This window comes from Shouchella sp. JSM 1781072, from assembly GCF_041949915.1.
Classification (GTDB): domain Bacteria; phylum Bacillota; class Bacilli; order Bacillales; family Bacillaceae_D; genus Shouchella.
Genome location: NZ_JBHFQE010000001.1, coordinates 1,219,903 through 1,236,676 on the forward strand (window position 1 = coordinate 1,219,903; position 16,774 = coordinate 1,236,676).

15 protein-coding genes and 1 pseudogene are annotated in these 16,774 nt (G+C 42.2%); 8 read left to right on the forward strand and 8 right to left on the reverse strand.

Annotated features, from left to right (window positions below):
- Positions 1-16: 16 nt before the first annotated feature.
- Positions 17-1,483 carry an AcpB/EbpR/MafR family transcriptional regulator gene (locus ACE1TH_RS06500; protein WP_375078585.1) on the forward strand — a complete coding sequence of 489 codons (1,467 nt, stop codon included), beginning with the start codon at positions 17-19 and terminating at the stop codon, positions 1,481-1,483.
- Positions 1,484-1,762: 279 nt separating this feature from the next.
- Here ACE1TH_RS06500 and ACE1TH_RS06505 read toward each other — a convergent pair whose 3' ends face one another.
- From ACE1TH_RS06505 to ACE1TH_RS06525, 5 genes are read right to left on the reverse strand one after another with little or no spacing between them, the layout of a single operon-like run.
- Positions 1,763-2,467, reverse strand: coding sequence for a GntR family transcriptional regulator (locus ACE1TH_RS06505; RefSeq protein WP_375078586.1), 705 nt, complete (start codon positions 2,465-2,467; stop codon positions 1,763-1,765).
- A 5-nt stretch (positions 2,468-2,472) separates the two neighbouring features.
- Positions 2,473-3,480: a sugar kinase gene (locus ACE1TH_RS06510; protein ID WP_255225240.1), complete on the reverse strand. Its 1,008-nt coding sequence runs from the start codon at positions 3,478-3,480 to the stop codon at positions 2,473-2,475.
- 13 nt (positions 3,481-3,493) lie between these two features.
- Positions 3,494-4,234 carry a 2-dehydro-3-deoxy-phosphogluconate aldolase gene (gene dagF / locus ACE1TH_RS06515; protein ID WP_375078587.1) on the reverse strand — a complete coding sequence of 247 codons (741 nt, stop codon included), beginning with the start codon at positions 4,232-4,234 and terminating at the stop codon, positions 3,494-3,496.
- Positions 4,227-5,330, reverse strand: a complete 1,104-nt coding sequence (locus ACE1TH_RS06520; RefSeq protein WP_375078588.1) for a DgaE family pyridoxal phosphate-dependent ammonia lyase — start codon at positions 5,328-5,330, stop codon at positions 4,227-4,229. The genes dagF and ACE1TH_RS06520 overlap by 8 nt, the downstream gene beginning before the upstream one ends.
- Positions 5,320-6,417, reverse strand: coding sequence for an amidohydrolase/deacetylase family metallohydrolase (locus ACE1TH_RS06525; RefSeq protein WP_375078589.1), 1,098 nt, complete (start codon positions 6,415-6,417; stop codon positions 5,320-5,322). The genes ACE1TH_RS06520 and ACE1TH_RS06525 overlap by 11 nt, the downstream gene beginning before the upstream one ends.
- Before the next feature lie 249 nt (positions 6,418-6,666).
- Between ACE1TH_RS06525 and ACE1TH_RS06530 the strand changes: the two genes are divergently transcribed.
- The 7 genes from ACE1TH_RS06530 (at position 6,667) to ACE1TH_RS06560 (ending at position 13,599) form a co-directional block, all read left to right on the forward strand.
- Complete coding sequence (locus ACE1TH_RS06530) at positions 6,667-7,017, forward strand: DUF2294 domain-containing protein (RefSeq protein ID WP_255225237.1); 351 nt, start codon at positions 6,667-6,669, stop codon at positions 7,015-7,017.
- 154 nt (positions 7,018-7,171) lie between these two features.
- Positions 7,172-8,218 (forward strand): ABC transporter substrate-binding protein, encoded by a 1,047-nt coding sequence (locus ACE1TH_RS06535; RefSeq protein WP_255225236.1) that lies wholly within the window; start codon positions 7,172-7,174, stop codon positions 8,216-8,218.
- A gap of 11 nt (positions 8,219-8,229) precedes the next feature.
- A complete protein-coding gene (locus ACE1TH_RS06540) occupies positions 8,230-9,165 on the forward strand; it encodes a nucleoside hydrolase (protein ID WP_375078590.1) in 936 nt (311 codons plus the stop codon).
- A 25-nt stretch (positions 9,166-9,190) separates the two neighbouring features.
- Complete coding sequence (locus tag ACE1TH_RS06545; RefSeq protein ID WP_255225234.1) at positions 9,191-10,015, forward strand: ABC transporter permease; 825 nt, start codon at positions 9,191-9,193, stop codon at positions 10,013-10,015.
- 1 nt (position 10,016) lies between these two features.
- Positions 10,017-10,808, forward strand: coding sequence for an ABC transporter permease (locus tag ACE1TH_RS06550; protein ID WP_255225233.1), 792 nt, complete (start codon positions 10,017-10,019; stop codon positions 10,806-10,808).
- A 23-nt stretch (positions 10,809-10,831) separates the two neighbouring features.
- On the forward strand, positions 10,832-11,887 hold the full coding sequence (locus ACE1TH_RS06555) for an ABC transporter ATP-binding protein (RefSeq protein WP_375078591.1): 1,056 nt from the start codon (positions 10,832-10,834) through the stop codon (positions 11,885-11,887).
- Between the two features lie 11 nt (positions 11,888-11,898).
- Positions 11,899-13,599 (forward strand): adenine deaminase C-terminal domain-containing protein, encoded by a 1,701-nt coding sequence (locus ACE1TH_RS06560; RefSeq protein WP_375078592.1) that lies wholly within the window; start codon positions 11,899-11,901, stop codon positions 13,597-13,599.
- 145 nt (positions 13,600-13,744) lie between these two features.
- On the opposite strand, the pseudogene ACE1TH_RS06565 reads toward ACE1TH_RS06560, so the two are convergent.
- The 3 genes and pseudogenes from ACE1TH_RS06565 to ACE1TH_RS06575 all read right to left on the reverse strand — a co-directional run.
- Positions 13,745-13,912, reverse strand: a pseudogene (locus ACE1TH_RS06565) (ABC transporter substrate-binding protein); the annotation flags it as partial.
- Positions 13,913-13,947: 35 nt separating this feature from the next.
- Positions 13,948-15,225 carry a hemolysin family protein gene (locus ACE1TH_RS06570; RefSeq protein ID WP_375078593.1) on the reverse strand — a complete coding sequence of 426 codons (1,278 nt, stop codon included), beginning with the start codon at positions 15,223-15,225 and terminating at the stop codon, positions 13,948-13,950.
- 130 nt (positions 15,226-15,355) lie between these two features.
- Positions 15,356-16,747, reverse strand: coding sequence for an aminotransferase-like domain-containing protein (locus tag ACE1TH_RS06575; protein WP_375078594.1), 1,392 nt, complete (start codon positions 16,745-16,747; stop codon positions 15,356-15,358).
- Between the last annotated feature and the right edge of the window lie 27 nt (positions 16,748-16,774).

Here is a 16,774-nt window from a genome sequence, read left to right on the forward strand (position 1 = left end):
GCAGAGGGATCAAGGAATGTTAACTGATAAACGAATGGAACGATTGATAAAACTAACATATAAGCTTAGTATGGAAGAATTTGTGCACCGTGCAGATTTAGCCGGTGAATTAAATTGTTCTTTGCGTACAGTTGATGCAACGTTAAATGAACTACAAGTAGAGATAGAAAAAGGTTCAACCTCCATGAAAATTGATTTTGTGAATGGACAGACGATGCAATTAACAGGAAAAGATGATGCCTTTCTTAAACGCTTGCTTCATCATTTCTACCTTCAAGATGATATGATTCGTTTCTTTTTGGGCGCCATTTCAAAAAAAATATCAGCCAAAACATTCGTCGATGAACAATATATGAGTCGGGCGACTTTTTTCCGGAAATTAAAACAGTTAAATCAATGGCTTGCGAAATATGAATTAGCCTTTAATTTACGCACGTTAGAATTACAAGGCGATGAACGTCATATTAGACAGTTTTATTTCACGACGCTGCTTGAGATTACTGGAAAAATCACATGGCCATTTCCTTTTGACAGAGAAAAAATTGAACATCGTCTCGATGCAATTGTTCGCGGACTATCACTACAGCTCTCTTCAACACAAAAAGAAGCGTATCTGTATCTTCTTGCTGTACAACATTATCGAACCGAGCAAAACCACTTTAGTCCAGAATATGACCAAGCATTCCCGTTCACAATTAGAGAAAGGCTTATTGGCTGTTGCCAAAGCTTTCTCGAGTCATTTCCAGCTGAGTATCGAAAAGGGGAAGAAGATTTTTTATTAATGGTTGTGGTTAACTCACCTTGTCTCTATCACCCTTCTTGGATTCTCGAAGAAAATATACAGACACATATGGACAGAAAAACACACGCGTGGTTCATAACAGAAAAGTTTACAAAAGCGTTATCTTCTTTATTTCCAGATGCGTTAAATGAAGGGAATCTCATTCATATTAAAGGTCATTTATTACAGCTACACTGTAACTATCACTATCATTCTGCTAGTTACTTAAGCTATAAAGATCTCATTTATGCAAAGGCCATAAAAAAACAACACCCGCTGTTAATGAGTATCGTCGACAAACTCGCGAAAGCAACTACTCACACGAACGTAAAAACCTTGTCAACGATAAAAACAAGATATTTACTCATGCTTTATACATTTATCGACATCAATACGTTTCAACCACCTATGCGACTACTCATTTTATCAAGTGAAGGACCCGTTTACGAAGATACATTATCTGAAAAAATTCTCGGCTATGTACCTTTTCAACTAGAGATATCAACGTCAGCCATTGAACATAAAAAACCAAAAGATCGTCGTCCATATTCATTAATCTTGACGGATATGCCTATGGTTGCACATTCAAACGACAATATCTTATACGTCCATTCTCCTCCTACTTTCCACGATTGGAGTAGAATTTACGAAAGATGCGTAAGTGCTTATTGGAATCAACCTGATTACGCCTCGTTCGGATAAATAAAGGAGATTGGGACACAAGAAATAGAATAAAAAGACGAACGATCCATTTTTTCGGATTGCTCGTCTTTTCGTTTTTTATTTAAATTAACGTAAGGAACACCCGAGACTCCTATCGGACAGCATGTATCTGAGTACGTGCGCATGTTTAAGAAGATATGGAGAAAGTGAACCAACGTAAGCCGATGTCGCACTTGTGTCCGTAGTTTCATACAGACTAGCATTTTTCGTATTCAAAAAGAACCTTAAGTTTTGTCTGCGCAATTTGCGTAATTTCACCTATACATCAAACGGAATGACATAGTCTTGTAATTCTGTACGATAGTAGGCAATGGAATATTCAACAAGAACTTCATCGAGGTCAAACGCATGTCGCGTTCGTCGCAGCATTGGCAGCGGCTCCACCTGGAGATGGTTTGTAACACGTTCATGCGGCGTAGCAACAGAAAACGCATCTTGAAAACGATTGAATGTTACCCCCACCTCACTTAACACTGTATAGAGAGAGTCTTCGTAGCGTGATAAATCCGTTGGAAGCGGGTAGTCGCTCGGAATATAATGAAAAAAGTAAATATATGGCTCGTTATCTAAATAGTACAGCCGTTCAATGCAAGAAAACGGTCCGCTTCTCAATCGCTTTACCTCATCAGGTGGGTCCACTTTTTTGACCTGTAACACTTCTTTTCGAACGCTCTTCCCTTCTTGCTGCAAATAAGCAGAGAAATTTTGACCTGTCGATAATTTAATAACGGCGCGATTATCCAAAACAGTCGTTCCGATCCCGCTTTGTTTTTTCACATATCCCTCTTGCGTCAATTGCTCAACTGCTTTTCGAATCGTAATTTTGCTTACATGAAATTCTTCTTCTAATTGTGTCTCTGCTGGCATTAATGAACGAACAGGGTAGATACCAGTAACGATCCTCTCTTTAAGGATATCTTTTACTTGGATGTATAACGGACCTTTTTGTTTTAGTAATTTCATAGGTTCTACCTTTCTAAATCTTGTAATGGATTACGTAAAAACCGTTCAACTTGTTGCTGTGTAGATCGTGGAGAATCGCCATACGTTGTGTGAGCAAGTACACCTGCGGCGGTGGCAAATTCAATCATAGCTTGATAATCTTTTTTTGAAAAAAGGCCATGAAGGATTCCGCTAACAAATCCATCGCCACCACCAATTCGGTCTAAAATGGTGAGCTTTTGAATATTTGAAAAGAGAGTTTGATTTTCAGCAACAAGAAAGCCTTGAATGGTTTGCTCATTAGACGAGAGATTGTTTCGTAACGTGCCTGCAATAAGGGATATGCTGTACATCATTGCTACTTGAGGCAACAGCTCTTCTACCTGTTCACTTCGACTTACACACTGCGTTTCCAATCCAAGAATAAGTCGGGCATCTTGTTCATTCATAAAGACAATATCTGCAAGAGACAGCATGTGTTCGTAAGCAGGCTTTGCTTCTTCATATCCGCCTTTCCATAACTTTGCTCGATAGTTACAATCAAACGAGATCGTTAAGCCAGCTGTTTTGGCACGTTTCGCCATAGCTAAAGTCATCTCGCGCGTATGTGTTGAGACAGCAAGGCTAATTCCGCAAAAATGAATATGGGTCGCGTCGTCAAAGCAATCAACCCCATAATCAGTAAGATACGATTGACAAAACGAACTTTCAATCCGATTGCTATACGTGACTTCGGAAGCTCTTTGGCCAAAACCTCTTTCTAAAAAATACATACCGAGATAGTCGCCTTTAAACGCAAGCGCATTCGATTGAATTCCAAGTGAACGAATCGCAGAAGCTGCTGCACGACCAAGATTATTTTCAGGTAGAACGGTTAATAGTGCCGTGTCATGCCCAAAGTGACTTAGTCCACTCAATACATTCATTCCGGTTCCTGAGAATGAATAAGACAATTGGTCCGACTGTTCCAACGTGCGAAAGTCAGGTGGTTCAAGTCGCATCATCACCTCTCCAAACGAAAGGATTGTTCCCATCGTCCAGCCCCCTTTAGTCATATGAATCAACAAGTGCCGTCATTTTGCTATACAGGATTTCAACATCTTTCATCTTTGTTTTATTTGTAGCTGGATCAATAATTGAAGAATAGACGTGTGGGATAAGTGTTTCAACCCCCTCATCTAGCGCAACCCGCACTACTTCCTCAAAGTTATGAAGGTCGATTCCCCCTGTAGGCTCTAAAGCGAAAGAAGCTTTTGCGCACGCTCGAGCAACAGCCTTATATTCATGAAGTGTACGTAGCCCTTTCATCGGAAAAAACTTAACTGAATTTGCGCCCATATCCTTCATCATGGCAATCGCCGTTTCAATTGGAATAGCTGCAGGTGTTGATTGTGAACTTAACGGGCCCGTTGAAATTGTCACAAACCCCGGGGTTCCACTAGGTGAGACTAAACAATTGACCATCGTCGTTTCATTTTCTAATGCAGCTCGGGTATAACCTACCCCTGTAAAAACTTGATTGATATGTTTAGGTTTAAATTTGCGTGCAATATCACCTACGACTTTCCATTGATTCGGGTCGCCCGCGCCTAGTCCGACGGAAACCGATTGATTTGTTTTCACAGCATATCGCTCCAAATCGAGCACAGCCTCATCTACTGTTGAGTAATTTTTTGATAGAACACCGATAAGAACATGCCCATTCGCCGCTTTATAACAAGCTTCAGCATTGTCAAGATCATCTGCTAATACATTTAAACAAATTCGATTTTTATAAAAATTAGACATGGACAGAATCCCCCAATAACTCGTTTAGTCGTTCAACAATAACGGTGGCATCACCTGGTAATAGAGGTCGTGGATCTAAATCAATATGCCCTTCATTTGCATGGTAGTCCCTTGTATAAATAGGGGTATCCCCTTCTTTTAAAGCTTGAACTAGTTGACGTGCATTCAGCTTTGCTTTCGATGGATCGATATAAATCCGACATCTTGTAATCGGTCGTCCAGCTGGATCTTCAGTCATTGCGGTTTCTACACCCGGTAATGTTGAGAGCGATTGAAAAACGCGTAATTCGTTTTCTTGCTCCTTTAACGTCATCGTATTTTTTCCGTAATCTTCAAGAGCCGCTAATAATCCAAATACCGTTTCCTTTCCTACTTTCATGGCCCGACCAATGTAAGGACGGTGCATTTTCGCATAGGAGATAAATGGTTCAGCCCCTGCCAGAATGCCGCTTGAAGGTCCTTCAATCGCTTTTGACCCACTAAATGCAACCAAATCACATCGTGTACCAAATTGGTCTATGCCATCTTCTGCTGCTGCATCAATAAGAAGTGGTAAATCGTATTGGAGACATAAGTTTCGAACTTCTTCTAAGGAAGGCATATTTTTTTGAACGCAGTGATGCGACTGTACAAACAGAAAGGCGACTGTCTTTTCCGTAATCGCCTGTTCAATTTGTGGCATGTCACATCCATTCGCATAGCCTATCTCCTTCACCTTCGCACCAGCTAGAGAGACCATCGTTTCAATCGGTGCACCATAGTTTACATTGTGGCCTTTCATTAAGAGGATTTCATGCGGTACGTTCGGTGCAACTTTATGCAAATGTTCAACCGCGTATGGATCATCTTTCGTTATAAGACCAGCAATTGCTAGTGTTATAGATGCGGACGCCGAATTGGTAATCATCGCGTCTTCTGTGTTGAGATAAGCTGCAACGGCTTTTCCTGACTGCTCATATAAATCTGCCATTTCAAAATAGTGCTTTCCGCCATAGCGCATTTCTTCTGTGACGCGATCAGATAATGTGGAAACTCCGAGTATTGTCATTCTGCCACTTGCATTAATTGCTTTATGGAGCTTCTGTTTAAAGTTCATAATAATCCCCTCCTAAATAAACAGCAACTGGTTGAATATAGCCTTTCGATTGTCTAACGACACCATAAGAATCGATGAGCGGTACAGACGTTCCTTGCTCGACTTTAAACAGCGTTAAATCTGCTTTTGCCCCTGGCTTCAAATGACCAATATCGGTTCGACCAATTAATTTTGCAGGGGTTTCTGTTACCGCACGAATGACAGTAGCTAAAGAATAGCCAAGGGTTAAACATTTCGTTAGTGTCGTAGCCATATTAAAAACGGGACCATTCAACTGATTGTTGCTGTAAATATCCGTGCTAATCGTATCAAATGGGATTTGAGCACGAGTTGCGTCTTCGGCAACCCGAAACGAAAAGCTTTTGGACCCGTGACCAACATCTAATGAAACCCCTCGTTTCCTTGCCTCTATTAACGCTTGAATGGGCTTTCCCCCATTGGTAAATAACTGATTGTCTTTACCGTTATAGCAATGAGTAATAATATCGCGTTCATCCAATAATTCTAAAAGATCTTTTACCAAGGGTGGTGCACTACCAATATGAACCATTAACGGCTTATTTAGTTTGTGAGTAAACGCTTTCGCAAGGCGTAATGGTTCAAGATTGTTGCTGCCTACCACACTTGCGCTCATCCGTGCTTTCAAACCGACAATAAATGACGGATATCGCTTGACTGCTTTTACTATTTCACGTTCGGAAATATCGTGTAAATCAGCTAATTCATTCGTTTTTTCTAGTCCACAGCGCGCAATATTTAAGAACGACAACACCCTTGTTTTTCGTTTCATTGACAACTCATAGAGGCGATCAATGTGATCCGCCCCACACGTACCTGCATCAACGACCGTCGTTACCCCTGTTTTAAACCCGATATCATCAGGGTCTGCACTGTATGGCGGAAACTCTGGAAAAGCATGAGTATGAAGGTCAATCCACCCACTTGAAACATATAAATCTTTAGGAAAATGAATCTCGTTCGCATCAGAATGATTTAAATTGCCCACCTCTTGAATCATGCCGTCTTGAATAGAAAGATCAATACGTTTTCCAGAAGCTAACCTTAGATTTTTAAGTGTCTGCTTCATGATTCACCTCATTATCAATATCGTACAATGTGTATAGTTAGTCAGTATAAAGAAAAAATTCTGTAAAGTAAATAACGTTATAATGTTTAAAAAATCTCCCCCTTACCAAAATGTTCGTCCTTAACAGTTATCGATTCAAAATAAGTAGCTTATTTTGAAATAAAATCGATAATTTCCGAACATTACTATTGCACTAAAGAATGAACTTATGTACAATGACGTTACAAGTTTTCATTTAAAGGTGATCAAATGACTATAGATGTGAACGAAACAAAAAAACTTCTTGCTCAACTTTACAATGATGTTTCAAAAGAATTATTTGGTGTTGGCACAACCCTGTTAAAAACGACCATTGCTTCTAATATGATCACGATCCAGGCAAAGCATAAACGTGCGGCTCGCTCAATGGCACTTGAAGGTGAGATCCCATCATTAAAGCTAGAGGTTGATTTTCACCTCTCTCTACTTTATAAACGAAAGCTTGCTGAACGTTTAGAATCGCATTTCCCTGAACGAATTGATGTTGTATTACGAGATTACGATGCTCAAACGCAGTGGGCTGTTACCACCATTCTTCTTCACCACAATTTAATAGACTAAATGAACAAATTGGACATGCTCTGGTTTGAGATTTAGCTGCGAAATGACTGCTTTTCTGCGTGTTTACACAAGGAAGATGCGTCTGTAGAACGTGCTTTTTGCGCGGCTACAGGTGTGTCTTCCTTTTTTAGTTTATAACATTGGAGGAATAAAAATGAAAAAATTAGCGACAATGACCATTTTCTTGGTAAGCATTACAGCACTTAGTGCATGCGGCCAATCAGGCAACAACAGTGGAGATGCATCAACGGATCTCGTTATCTCTACTTGGGGGTTTGCAGAGGATTTTTTTAATGAAGAAGTGTACGCACCGTTTGAAGAAGAACATAACGTCAACATCGTTGTTGATGTGGGGAATAATTCTGAGCGATTAAATCGAATCCGTCAAGGTACGGCGGATATTGATGTCATTTACTTATCCGACTATTATGCCCAACAAGGCATCGATGAAGGCTTATTTGCCCAAATCGATCGAAGCAACATCCCGAACATTGATGATCTTTATGAATTAGCACAAGCGCCCCTTGGAGAAGAATACGGCCCTGCTTATACCGTCGGTCAATTCGGAATTGCTTATAACCCGGATGAAGTTGATTTAGAAGTAAGAAGCTGGGCCGATTTATGGGATGAGTCCCTTTCTAACAACATCACCTTACCAAACATTACGGCGACAACAGGCCCGATGTTCCTAGACGCAGCTTCCATCGTTGCTGGCGAAGAAAGCTTTAATGAGGACGCGGCATTTGCCGAACTAACACTATTAAAAAGCAATGTCGTGAAAGAATACGACCGCACGTCTGATTTCGTTAATATGTTCTCTCAAGGCGAGATCGTTGCCGGACCGTTTATGGAAATGTATTTAAACGATTTAATCGCAGCTGTTCCTACCACACAGTTTGTGACGCCAGAAGAAGGCGCTTATGCCGTATTGAACACGGTGAATGTTGTTGAAGGCAGCGACAATCAGGAACTAGCAGAAGCGTTCATTAACTGGCATCTCAGTCAGGAAGTTCAAGCAGCATCCGCCAAGGCAAAGATTGATTCACCTGTTAACCAAACCGTTGAATTATCAGCTGAAGAAGCAGACGGCATTACGTACGGCGAGGAAACAATCAATGACTTAAAGCTACTTGATATGGAGTTTGTCAATGAACAATCATCGCAGTGGATTGACCGCTGGAATCGCGAAATCGCGAATTAAGGAGGTGTATCATGAAACAGAAACTTCTGCTTGATGTCGATACGGGCATTGATGATGCCCTCGGTATTCTCCTAGCTGCAAACGACTTAGAAACCGATTTAGTCGGCATCACGACCGTAAATGGTAACGTCTCGCTCCAGCAAGCAACAACAAACACACTGAACGTACTGAACTTAACCGATGTTCGCGTGCCCGTTGTACAAGGAGCAGTCTCCCCTCTTCTCCGGGCGCCTCATTTTGAAAAAGCGGTTCACGGAGAAAACGGTCTAGGCGGCGCATTAGCAGATATTGAACCGGCGATGCTTCCGACACCAGGATTCGCGCCAGACTTTATCATTTCGCAAGCTTCACGCTTCCCAGGTGAGCTCACGCTTGTTATGACTGGACCGTTAACAAATCTTGCCTTAGCGTTACAGAAATGCCCTGATCTCCCACGACTCATTCAGAAAGTCGTTTATATGGGCGGAGCCGCGTTCACCTATGGCAACATTACACCGACCGCTGAGTACAACATGTTTGTTGACCCCGAAGCTGCTCGGATCGTGCTGCAAGCGGGCTTCGCGTCCTTAACGCAAATCGGACTGGACGTGACGCGCAAAGCGCTGCTTTATAAAGACCATATCGACTCATTAGGGGACTCCCCTGTAAAAGCGTTTATTCAAGAATGCACGGCGCATTATATGACGCGCTACGAGATGCGCAATGGCATAGCAGCATGCGCTTTACATGATCCACTTGCCGTTGCCTATGCGATTCGACCAGAGCTGTGTGAAACGACCTTACTTCACACAGACGTTGAGACAACGAGCCGTTTATGCGATGGTCAAACGATTTGTGACGTGCAAAACCGGTTGGGTGAAGAACCGAATGTTCACGTCGCACTCACGCTTGATGAAGAGGCATTTTTATCTTATTTCCTAACAACAATCCAACACGGGTCGCGCTGACCTGTGTTGCAATGAGGTGGCTGTATTGAAACGATCTGGACGTTATTTCTTGCTTCTTCCAGGCTTGCTTTTTTTATCAATCTTTATGATCATCCCACTCGTGCTGACCATTTTGTCAACCTTTCTTGAGGATGGCAGCTTTACGATTGCTGGATACATGAACTTTTTAACGGATGCGTATTTTCTTGATATTTTAACAACAACGCTGTTTGTCGCCTTAACAACGACCTTTTTCTGCATCGTGCTTGCGTTCCCCGTTGCCTACTACATTTCCAAAATCAACGGCTCAAAAAAAGCGCTTTTGCTCATGCTGGCGATCTTTCCTTTACTCGTCAGTCCGATCGTTCGCTCGTTTAGCTGGATGATTATTTTAGGAAGAAACGGTCTGTTGAATGATCTCCTATTATCTATCGGCATCATTCAGGAACCATTAACGATTCTCTACACGCCAGTGGCTGTTGCAATTGGGCTTGTTCATTTGTTCCTACCGCTCATGATTGTCACCCTTGTTGGCGTGATGGAAAACATTGATTCTGACTACATTCGCGCGGCAGAGAGCCTCGGAGCATCAAAAACAACAGCTTTCTTAAAAGTAATGTTTCCTCTCTGTATGCCAGGTTTGCTAATTGGAAGCACGCTTGTATTTGTCGGCAGCTTTACGGCCTACACCACACCGGCTTTACTCGGTGGTCAGCAACGCGTGATTTCAACCTTTCTTTACCAAAACGCCATTACGCTAAACGACTGGAATACGGCAGCGATGATTGCCACGATCATGATTGTGCTGACGTTTGTTGTTACCGGCATTTTCCAAAAAATCGCAACGATGTTGAATCCAGGAGGCGCTTAAGATGAATCAGTCAAAGAATCTCGCATTAGGAATCACAACGTTCGCGATCTTTCTCTTCTTGCTCGGTCCACTGGCGATCATTTTTATCGCTTCGTTTGAACCAACAAGTGTGCTCCAGTTTCCACCTACAGGCTTTTCGCTTGAATGGTACCGCAATATCTTCGGCGTCTCCGCCTTTATGGACACGTTTAAACTTTCAATGATTGTCAGTTTGCTAGGGAATTTATGTGCTTTACTTCTTGGCATCCCTGCTGCCTATGCCTTAAGCCGCTTTGATTTTCGCGGTAAAGGTCTGTTAAACGCCCTGTTTGTCTCACCGATTTTGATTCCGGGAACGGTACTTGGTTTCACGTTCTTACGCTACTTAATTGTCAGCTATAGTTTACCGCTCGAGGCCGCGCTTTTTGTTGGCCATACGATTTTAATGCTGCCGTTTATCATTCGCGTCATTGCCTCAAGCATGGCCAACTTTGATTTTTCAATTGAAGAAGCAGCCATGAATTTAGGTTCAAGTCGTATCGGTGCCTTTTTCCGCGTCATTATTCCTAATATCAAGTCGGGAATCATCGCTGGTGTACTGATTGCGTTTCTTGAGTCATTTAATAACGTGGATATCTCTGTCTTCTTAACTGGACCGGGAATCAGTACATTACCGATTCAAATGTTAACGTATGTCGAGCATTACTTTGATCCAACGGTGGCGGCCATTTCCGTGCTGCTGATGATTTTCACCGCCTTGTTTATGTTCGTGATTGAACGGCTTGTCGGCTTATCACATTTTACAAAACGCTAAGTATGAACGATGGAGGATCGACAATGACTTTATTATCTTTAGATCAAGTAACCGTTGCTTATCAAAAGCAAGATATCTTAAAAGATTTTCAGCTCAATATTGAAAAAGGCCAGCTTATATCCTTGCTTGGCCCAAGCGGCTGCGGTAAAACGACGACGCTCCGACTGATTGCTGGCTTTATTGATGCCAAAGCAGGTCGCTTTACCTTTGATGGAAATGATTATACGAAAGTGCCGGTTTCGAAACGGAACTTTGGCTTCGTCTTTCAAAATTACGCGCTTTTTCCGCACTTATCGGTCTATGACAACATCGCATTTGGCTTAAAGCTGCGGAAAAAATCAAAGACAGACATTGAAAAACGCGTCAAGCACGTGCTTGAGGTTGTGAATTTAATCGGGTTCGAAAACCGCTATCCGAAAGAGCTTTCCGGTGGTCAACGCCAGCGTGTCGCGATTGCCCGGGCGCTAATCATTGAACCAGATCTGCTCCTATTTGATGAACCGCTTAGCAACTTAGATGCCAATTTACGTGAAAGCATGCGCGTAGAGATTCGCCGAATTCAGCAGGAACTGGGCATTACAACGGTTTACGTTTCCCACGACCAAGAAGAATGTTTTTCAATTTCCGATCAGGTAGCCATTATGAACAACGGTGTGATTGAGCAGCTGCACACACCAGCGCATATTTACCGCTATCCGAAAACACGCTTTGTGGCTGAGTTTATCGGGTTTAAAAACTTCATCTCTTTCTCAGACCGTCAAGAACAAGGCGATACGTTGCTAATGACGGCAGGTAGCCACACATTCCAAGTTGCAAAACATGAAAATAGTGAAGCCGGAATGACCGGGGCGATTCGTCCAGATGATTTACAGCTATTGTTGGAAACTGGTCAAGGAGAGCGTCCGAATCATGTTTCAGGTACGATCAAGATTTGCACATTTCTCGGTCGCAGCTACCAATGTACGGTTGAAACGGCACTTGGAACGTTTACCGTCAATGCGGCAATTGCTCACCCATTGGCTATTGGAACAGCCGTGACGCTCTTATTCCCAGAAGACAAAATTGTCGTGGTTCAGTAAGGAGGATTCATATGCAAGTTGAAACGCTACTGACAAATGCTCACGTTTATAACACGTATACGAAGCAGTTTCGCGCGGTCGATGTGGCTATTAATGAAGGCCGCTTTGTCGCAATTGGTACGAAAGAAGAGCTGGCAGAGATAACCGCTAAAGAAACGATTGATGTGGCTGGAAAACAGCTTATTCCAGGCTTAATTGACATCCATCTTCATATTGAAAGCTCGATGGTTACACCGGAAACCTTCTCTTATGCGCTCTTGCAAAATGGCGTTACGACCATTGTGCCAGAACCTCATGAGATGGCGAATGTGTTCGGAATTGAAGGCGTTCGAGCAATGATTTCTGCAAGTGACTTTTGCACCGTTGATATGATGTACGCGATCCCAAGCTCCGTTCCAGCCACTTCGCTTGAAACGACAGGTGGCGAAATCGGCATTAAAGAAATCGATGAGCTGATGGCGACCGAACAAATTCAGTGCCTTGGGGAGATTATGAATTATGTCGATGTCCTCAATGATTCAAATTCAAAAACAAATCAAATCCTTACCCACTTCCGCGAGAAGTACCCGAATACGCCGATAGAGGGCCATGTGCCAAAACTAACCGGTATGGAGCTCGATCAAATCATGCTAGCAGGTATTGGCTCTGACCATACGCACCAGACGGAAGATGGGCTACGCGCTCGGGTTGAAGCGGGGATGTTCGTACAAATTCAAGAGAAATCAATGACGGATGAGGTCATGCAGTTCTTAATTCAAAACGACGTCAGCGAGCATTTTTGCTTTGTCACCGACGACATTATGACTGACGTTTTGCTTGAAAAAGGACACTTAAATATTCTAGCGAAAAAAGCCGTTGCCGCTGGTATGCGTTACGAAGACGTCATTTATGCTTGTACAGCTACCCCAGCAAAACGGATGAACATGACTGACCGTGGTGCGATCGCCGTTGGAAAGATTGCTGACTTCTCTATCGTTGAGCAAGATCAGCCCTTCACCTTCCAAGCTGTTTATAAAAACGGCGTCTCGGTATTTGAGCGATCCGTCGGTCATGGGCAACAGGTACGACCTGACCAATTCCCAGCGCACTTTTATAAAAGCGTTCATCTTCCGCTTTTAACAGCAGAAGACTTCATGATTCATACCGAGAAAGCGCAAACCGTACGCGTTATGAATGTTGCCGACGGCTCGACCTTTACGAAAGAAACCCACGTCACGCTACCAAGCATTGAAGGCGAACTAAACTGGCAAGGCTCCGACTGCCGTCTTATTGCCACATTTGAACGACACAAGCAAACAGGCAACCGCGCTCATGGGCTCATTTCTGGCGACATCATCACGAGCGGCGCCATCGCAACAACGTATTCTCATGATAATCATAATCTCCTTGTGATCGGGACAAATGTTCAAGACATGGTCAAAGCCGCCAATACGGTGATTGAGTCCAATGGCGGATTCTGCGTTGTTGAGAACGATGAGGTGAAAGCTTTCCTAGCCCTTCCTATCGGCGGTATCCTTTCCGAAGCACCGCTTGCAGAAGTTGGACAAGACGTCAAACAGCTTGTACAAGCAATGAAAGACTTAGGCTATCAGCATTACAACCCGATTATGTCGGTTTCCACTCTTTCCCTTCCCGTTAGTCCGGCTTTAAAGATTACCGATCACGGGTTAGTTGATGTGAATAACGGTTGTCTGGTTTCTTTATTTTTATAATTGGTGTATAAAATACGATAAAAAAAGAGCGTCCTCATTTTAAATGAGGCGCTCTTTTGATCAGTCTTTATTTTGAAGGGAGTATAACCAGTATACCCTTCTCAATCTTTCCTGTAAACAATTTTTTTGCCTAAAGGAAACTTTTTTATTGATTTGACCGGTTATACACGTCAATTGCGCGATTTGTTCCTTCTGCTGCCTGATCTAGAGCTTCTTTAGGGTCTGTGCCTTGCAACATGTTTTCTAATGCTGTTACCACATGTTGTCTAGATTCTGGAAATTTTGAAATAAGTGCCCCTTGTGTTGCTTGAGATGAAAAAAGACCGTCACAATCGACGATTCAAAATGCTATTCTTTTTTAATTTCGATCTCATCAAGTTGATTGCCGTTTACATGCCGAACAAAAAATCGATATCCCCCAAACTCGATGTCATCTCCTTCAACTAAATCATACTGATGCTCGTACAGCCAACCCGCGATGGTTTCTGCGTCATTTGATTGTAAGTCTACTGATAGAACCTGATTGATGTCATGAAGCGGTGTTTGACCTTGAACAAGATAGTGATCATCACCCATCTGCTGGATATCATTGCTTTCATCTATATCGTACTCATCACGAATATCGCCGACAATTTCTTCTAAAATATCTTCAAGCGTAACAAGACCTGCTGTACCTCCATATTCGTCAAACAAAATAGCCATATGCGTGCGCTTTGTTTGCATTTCAATTAAAATGTCTCGAATTCGAACCGTTTCAAAAACTGTTATTACTGGATACACAATCTCTCCAAGTTGTTTTCTTTCCTGATTTTCTGTATACGAAGACAATAAATCGCGAACGTTTAAAACGCCAACGATTGTATCTTTATTCTCACTAATGACCGGGTATCGAGTAAAACGATGTTCGTTTATGATCGATAAAATTTGATCAGTCGTAGCTTCAAGTGAAACGGTCACCATTTCAGTACGTGGCACCATAATTTCTTTTGCAATTAGTTCGTCAAAATCAAATACTTTACTTACAAATCGAAATTCGGATTCGTTTATTTCCCCACCTTTTAAACTATCGGAGAGAATGAGGCGCAATTCTTCTTCTGAATGATGGACTTCATGTTCGCCCATTGGCTTAAATCCAAGTGCTTTAATAAGTAAACGCGCGGAACCATTTAACACCCATATAAACGGGTAAAGGAAGCGATAAAACCAAACTAATGGTCGAGCGAGTAGCAATGTCACTTGCTCTGCTTTTTGAATGGCAATTGTTTTTGGCGCTAATTCACCGATTACTACGTGTAAAAAAGTTGCAAATGCAAATGAAATCGCAATCGATAGCGTAGTAACAAATGCCTCATTGTTTGACAGCTCTCCGATAATTGGATGAAGCATTCGCTCAAAAGTTGGTTCTGCTAAACGCCCGATTCCGAGAGCAGTGATCGTAATCCCTAATTGACAAGCTGACAAATATTCATCTAAATTTGCTGTTACACGTTTGGCTGCGCTAGCCTTCTTTCCGCCACCCTCAAGATGAGGTTCAAGCTGGGTACTCCTCACTTTCACAATTGCAAATTCTGAAGCAACAAAAAAAGCTGTGAGTGCAATTAACACGGCGACGGCCAAAAGATTCATAACGGTTGATATATCCAAAGATTCACCTCAGTTTGCTAGAACTTTTCCATACACATCTTGCTAACAGCTTAACCTGGTCGCAACATTTTTATCCGTTTGTGTACGTACTTGTTCTATGAGATGATCCACTTTACTCGGTTCGTTTTAAAATTTCTTCTGCCAGTATCATTAACGCTTTTTCTAACTCTTCTTTATGGCAATATGAATATGAAATTCTAATATGATGGTAGTCATTCGGTTCATACATATAACCTGGATGAATAAGAATTTTCCGCCTTAACATCGTTAAAAACAATGATTTTGTGACAACAGGTTGCTTGATACGTAACCAAATATAAAATCCACCCTTTGGCGATTCCCAAGTTGCTATGCTAGCAAAATCTCTTAATAAGATTGCCTCGGTAAAAAGAGCACGTGCTTTTAACTGTTCACGTAATAGGTTCTTATGCGTTTCAAACTCTTTTGAAAGAAGCCATTTCGCAACAACCTGCTGGGACAACGCACTACTGCCATAATCCAACTGCATCTTCAAATCAGCTAAATGAGCAATCACTGATTGTGGGCCCACAAGCCACCCCACTCGTAGACCTGGACTTAACACTTTAGAGACACTGCCGATATAAAGCACTTGTCCTGTTTGATCAAACGACTTTAAAGCTGGAGGTGCATCCGAAAAAGTCAATTCATGGTACACATCATCCTCTATAATCGGGGTGTGTCGATCATGATAAGACTGGAGCAAAGATTGACGTTGTTGAGGTGATAGAATACTACCTGTTGGATTTGATAGCGTTGGAATCGTGTAATACATGGAATGCTTCTGCCGCTTCCTCGATTCATGATGAACCGAGCGAGTCGGCATAGACGGTAAGGAATGTAAATACGATGGTGAATCATAGCCTATCGTTGAGCCTGACTGCAATAATCCAATTGAAATTAACTGTAATGCTTGAAGACCTCCAGAAACAATAACGATATTTTTCGCACTCGTATTAATGCCTCGCTTCTTCAAATATTCGGTTAATACATTCCGTAAAATCAGACTTCCTAACGGTTCGGAGTAACCAAAATCTTTATTTGTCATTGTCAATGACTTCATTGATGACAATAGTGCCTCAGTTGGAATTAGGTCTGGAGACAACTCCCCTGTTCCCAATCGAATAATTGCTTCGTCTTGTTCAAACTCGTTTATTTGTTGAACCGTATCAATATTCGCTTTGTACGTACTATGCTTCATCCGTTTGTGCCAGTCTGGCACTTGCTGTGAAAGAATATACTCCCATCCTCTTGCTTTTACGTAAATTCCGCTACCTTGCTTTGCTTCAAGCACGCCATCTGCTTTCAAATCTTCCATCACATGAATAATGGTACTTCGGTTTACATCTAGTTCACTAGCAAGCTTTCGCTGCGAAGGAAGTCGCATTCCGATGGGCCAATGGCCTCCTGTGACCTGCTCCAGCATCCACTCTTTGATTTGAGAAGTTAAAGATTGTTCTTCCGACCGCTTAGGTTTCCCCCCCATAAGATCCACCTCTTAAATTGGTTGGTT

Coding starts and splice junctions, on each gene's coding strand:
- ACE1TH_RS06500 (WP_375078585.1), top strand. CDS start 17: ATGTTAACTGATAAACGAATGGAACGATTGATAAAACTAACATATAAG.
- ACE1TH_RS06505 (WP_375078586.1), bottom strand. CDS start 2,467: ATGAAATTACTAAAACAAAAAGGTCCGTTATACATCCAAGTAAAAGAT.
- ACE1TH_RS06510 (WP_255225240.1), bottom strand. CDS start 3,480: ATGGGAACAATCCTTTCGTTTGGAGAGGTGATGATGCGACTTGAACCA.
- dagF (WP_375078587.1), bottom strand. CDS start 4,234: ATGTCTAATTTTTATAAAAATCGAATTTGTTTAAATGTATTAGCAGAT.
- ACE1TH_RS06520 (WP_375078588.1), bottom strand. CDS start 5,330: ATGAACTTTAAACAGAAGCTCCATAAAGCAATTAATGCAAGTGGCAGA.
- ACE1TH_RS06525 (WP_375078589.1), bottom strand. CDS start 6,417: ATGAAGCAGACACTTAAAAATCTAAGGTTAGCTTCTGGAAAACGTATT.
- ACE1TH_RS06530 (WP_255225237.1), top strand. CDS start 6,667: ATGACTATAGATGTGAACGAAACAAAAAAACTTCTTGCTCAACTTTAC.
- ACE1TH_RS06535 (WP_255225236.1), top strand. CDS start 7,172: ATGAAAAAATTAGCGACAATGACCATTTTCTTGGTAAGCATTACAGCA.
- ACE1TH_RS06540 (WP_375078590.1), top strand. CDS start 8,230: ATGAAACAGAAACTTCTGCTTGATGTCGATACGGGCATTGATGATGCC.
- ACE1TH_RS06550 (WP_255225233.1), top strand. CDS start 10,017: ATGAATCAGTCAAAGAATCTCGCATTAGGAATCACAACGTTCGCGATC.
- ACE1TH_RS06555 (WP_375078591.1), top strand. CDS start 10,832: ATGACTTTATTATCTTTAGATCAAGTAACCGTTGCTTATCAAAAGCAA.
- ACE1TH_RS06560 (WP_375078592.1), top strand. CDS start 11,899: ATGCAAGTTGAAACGCTACTGACAAATGCTCACGTTTATAACACGTAT.
- ACE1TH_RS06570 (WP_375078593.1), bottom strand. CDS start 15,225: ATGAATCTTTTGGCCGTCGCCGTGTTAATTGCACTCACAGCTTTTTTT.
- ACE1TH_RS06575 (WP_375078594.1), bottom strand. CDS start 16,747: ATGGGGGGGAAACCTAAGCGGTCGGAAGAACAATCTTTAACTTCTCAA.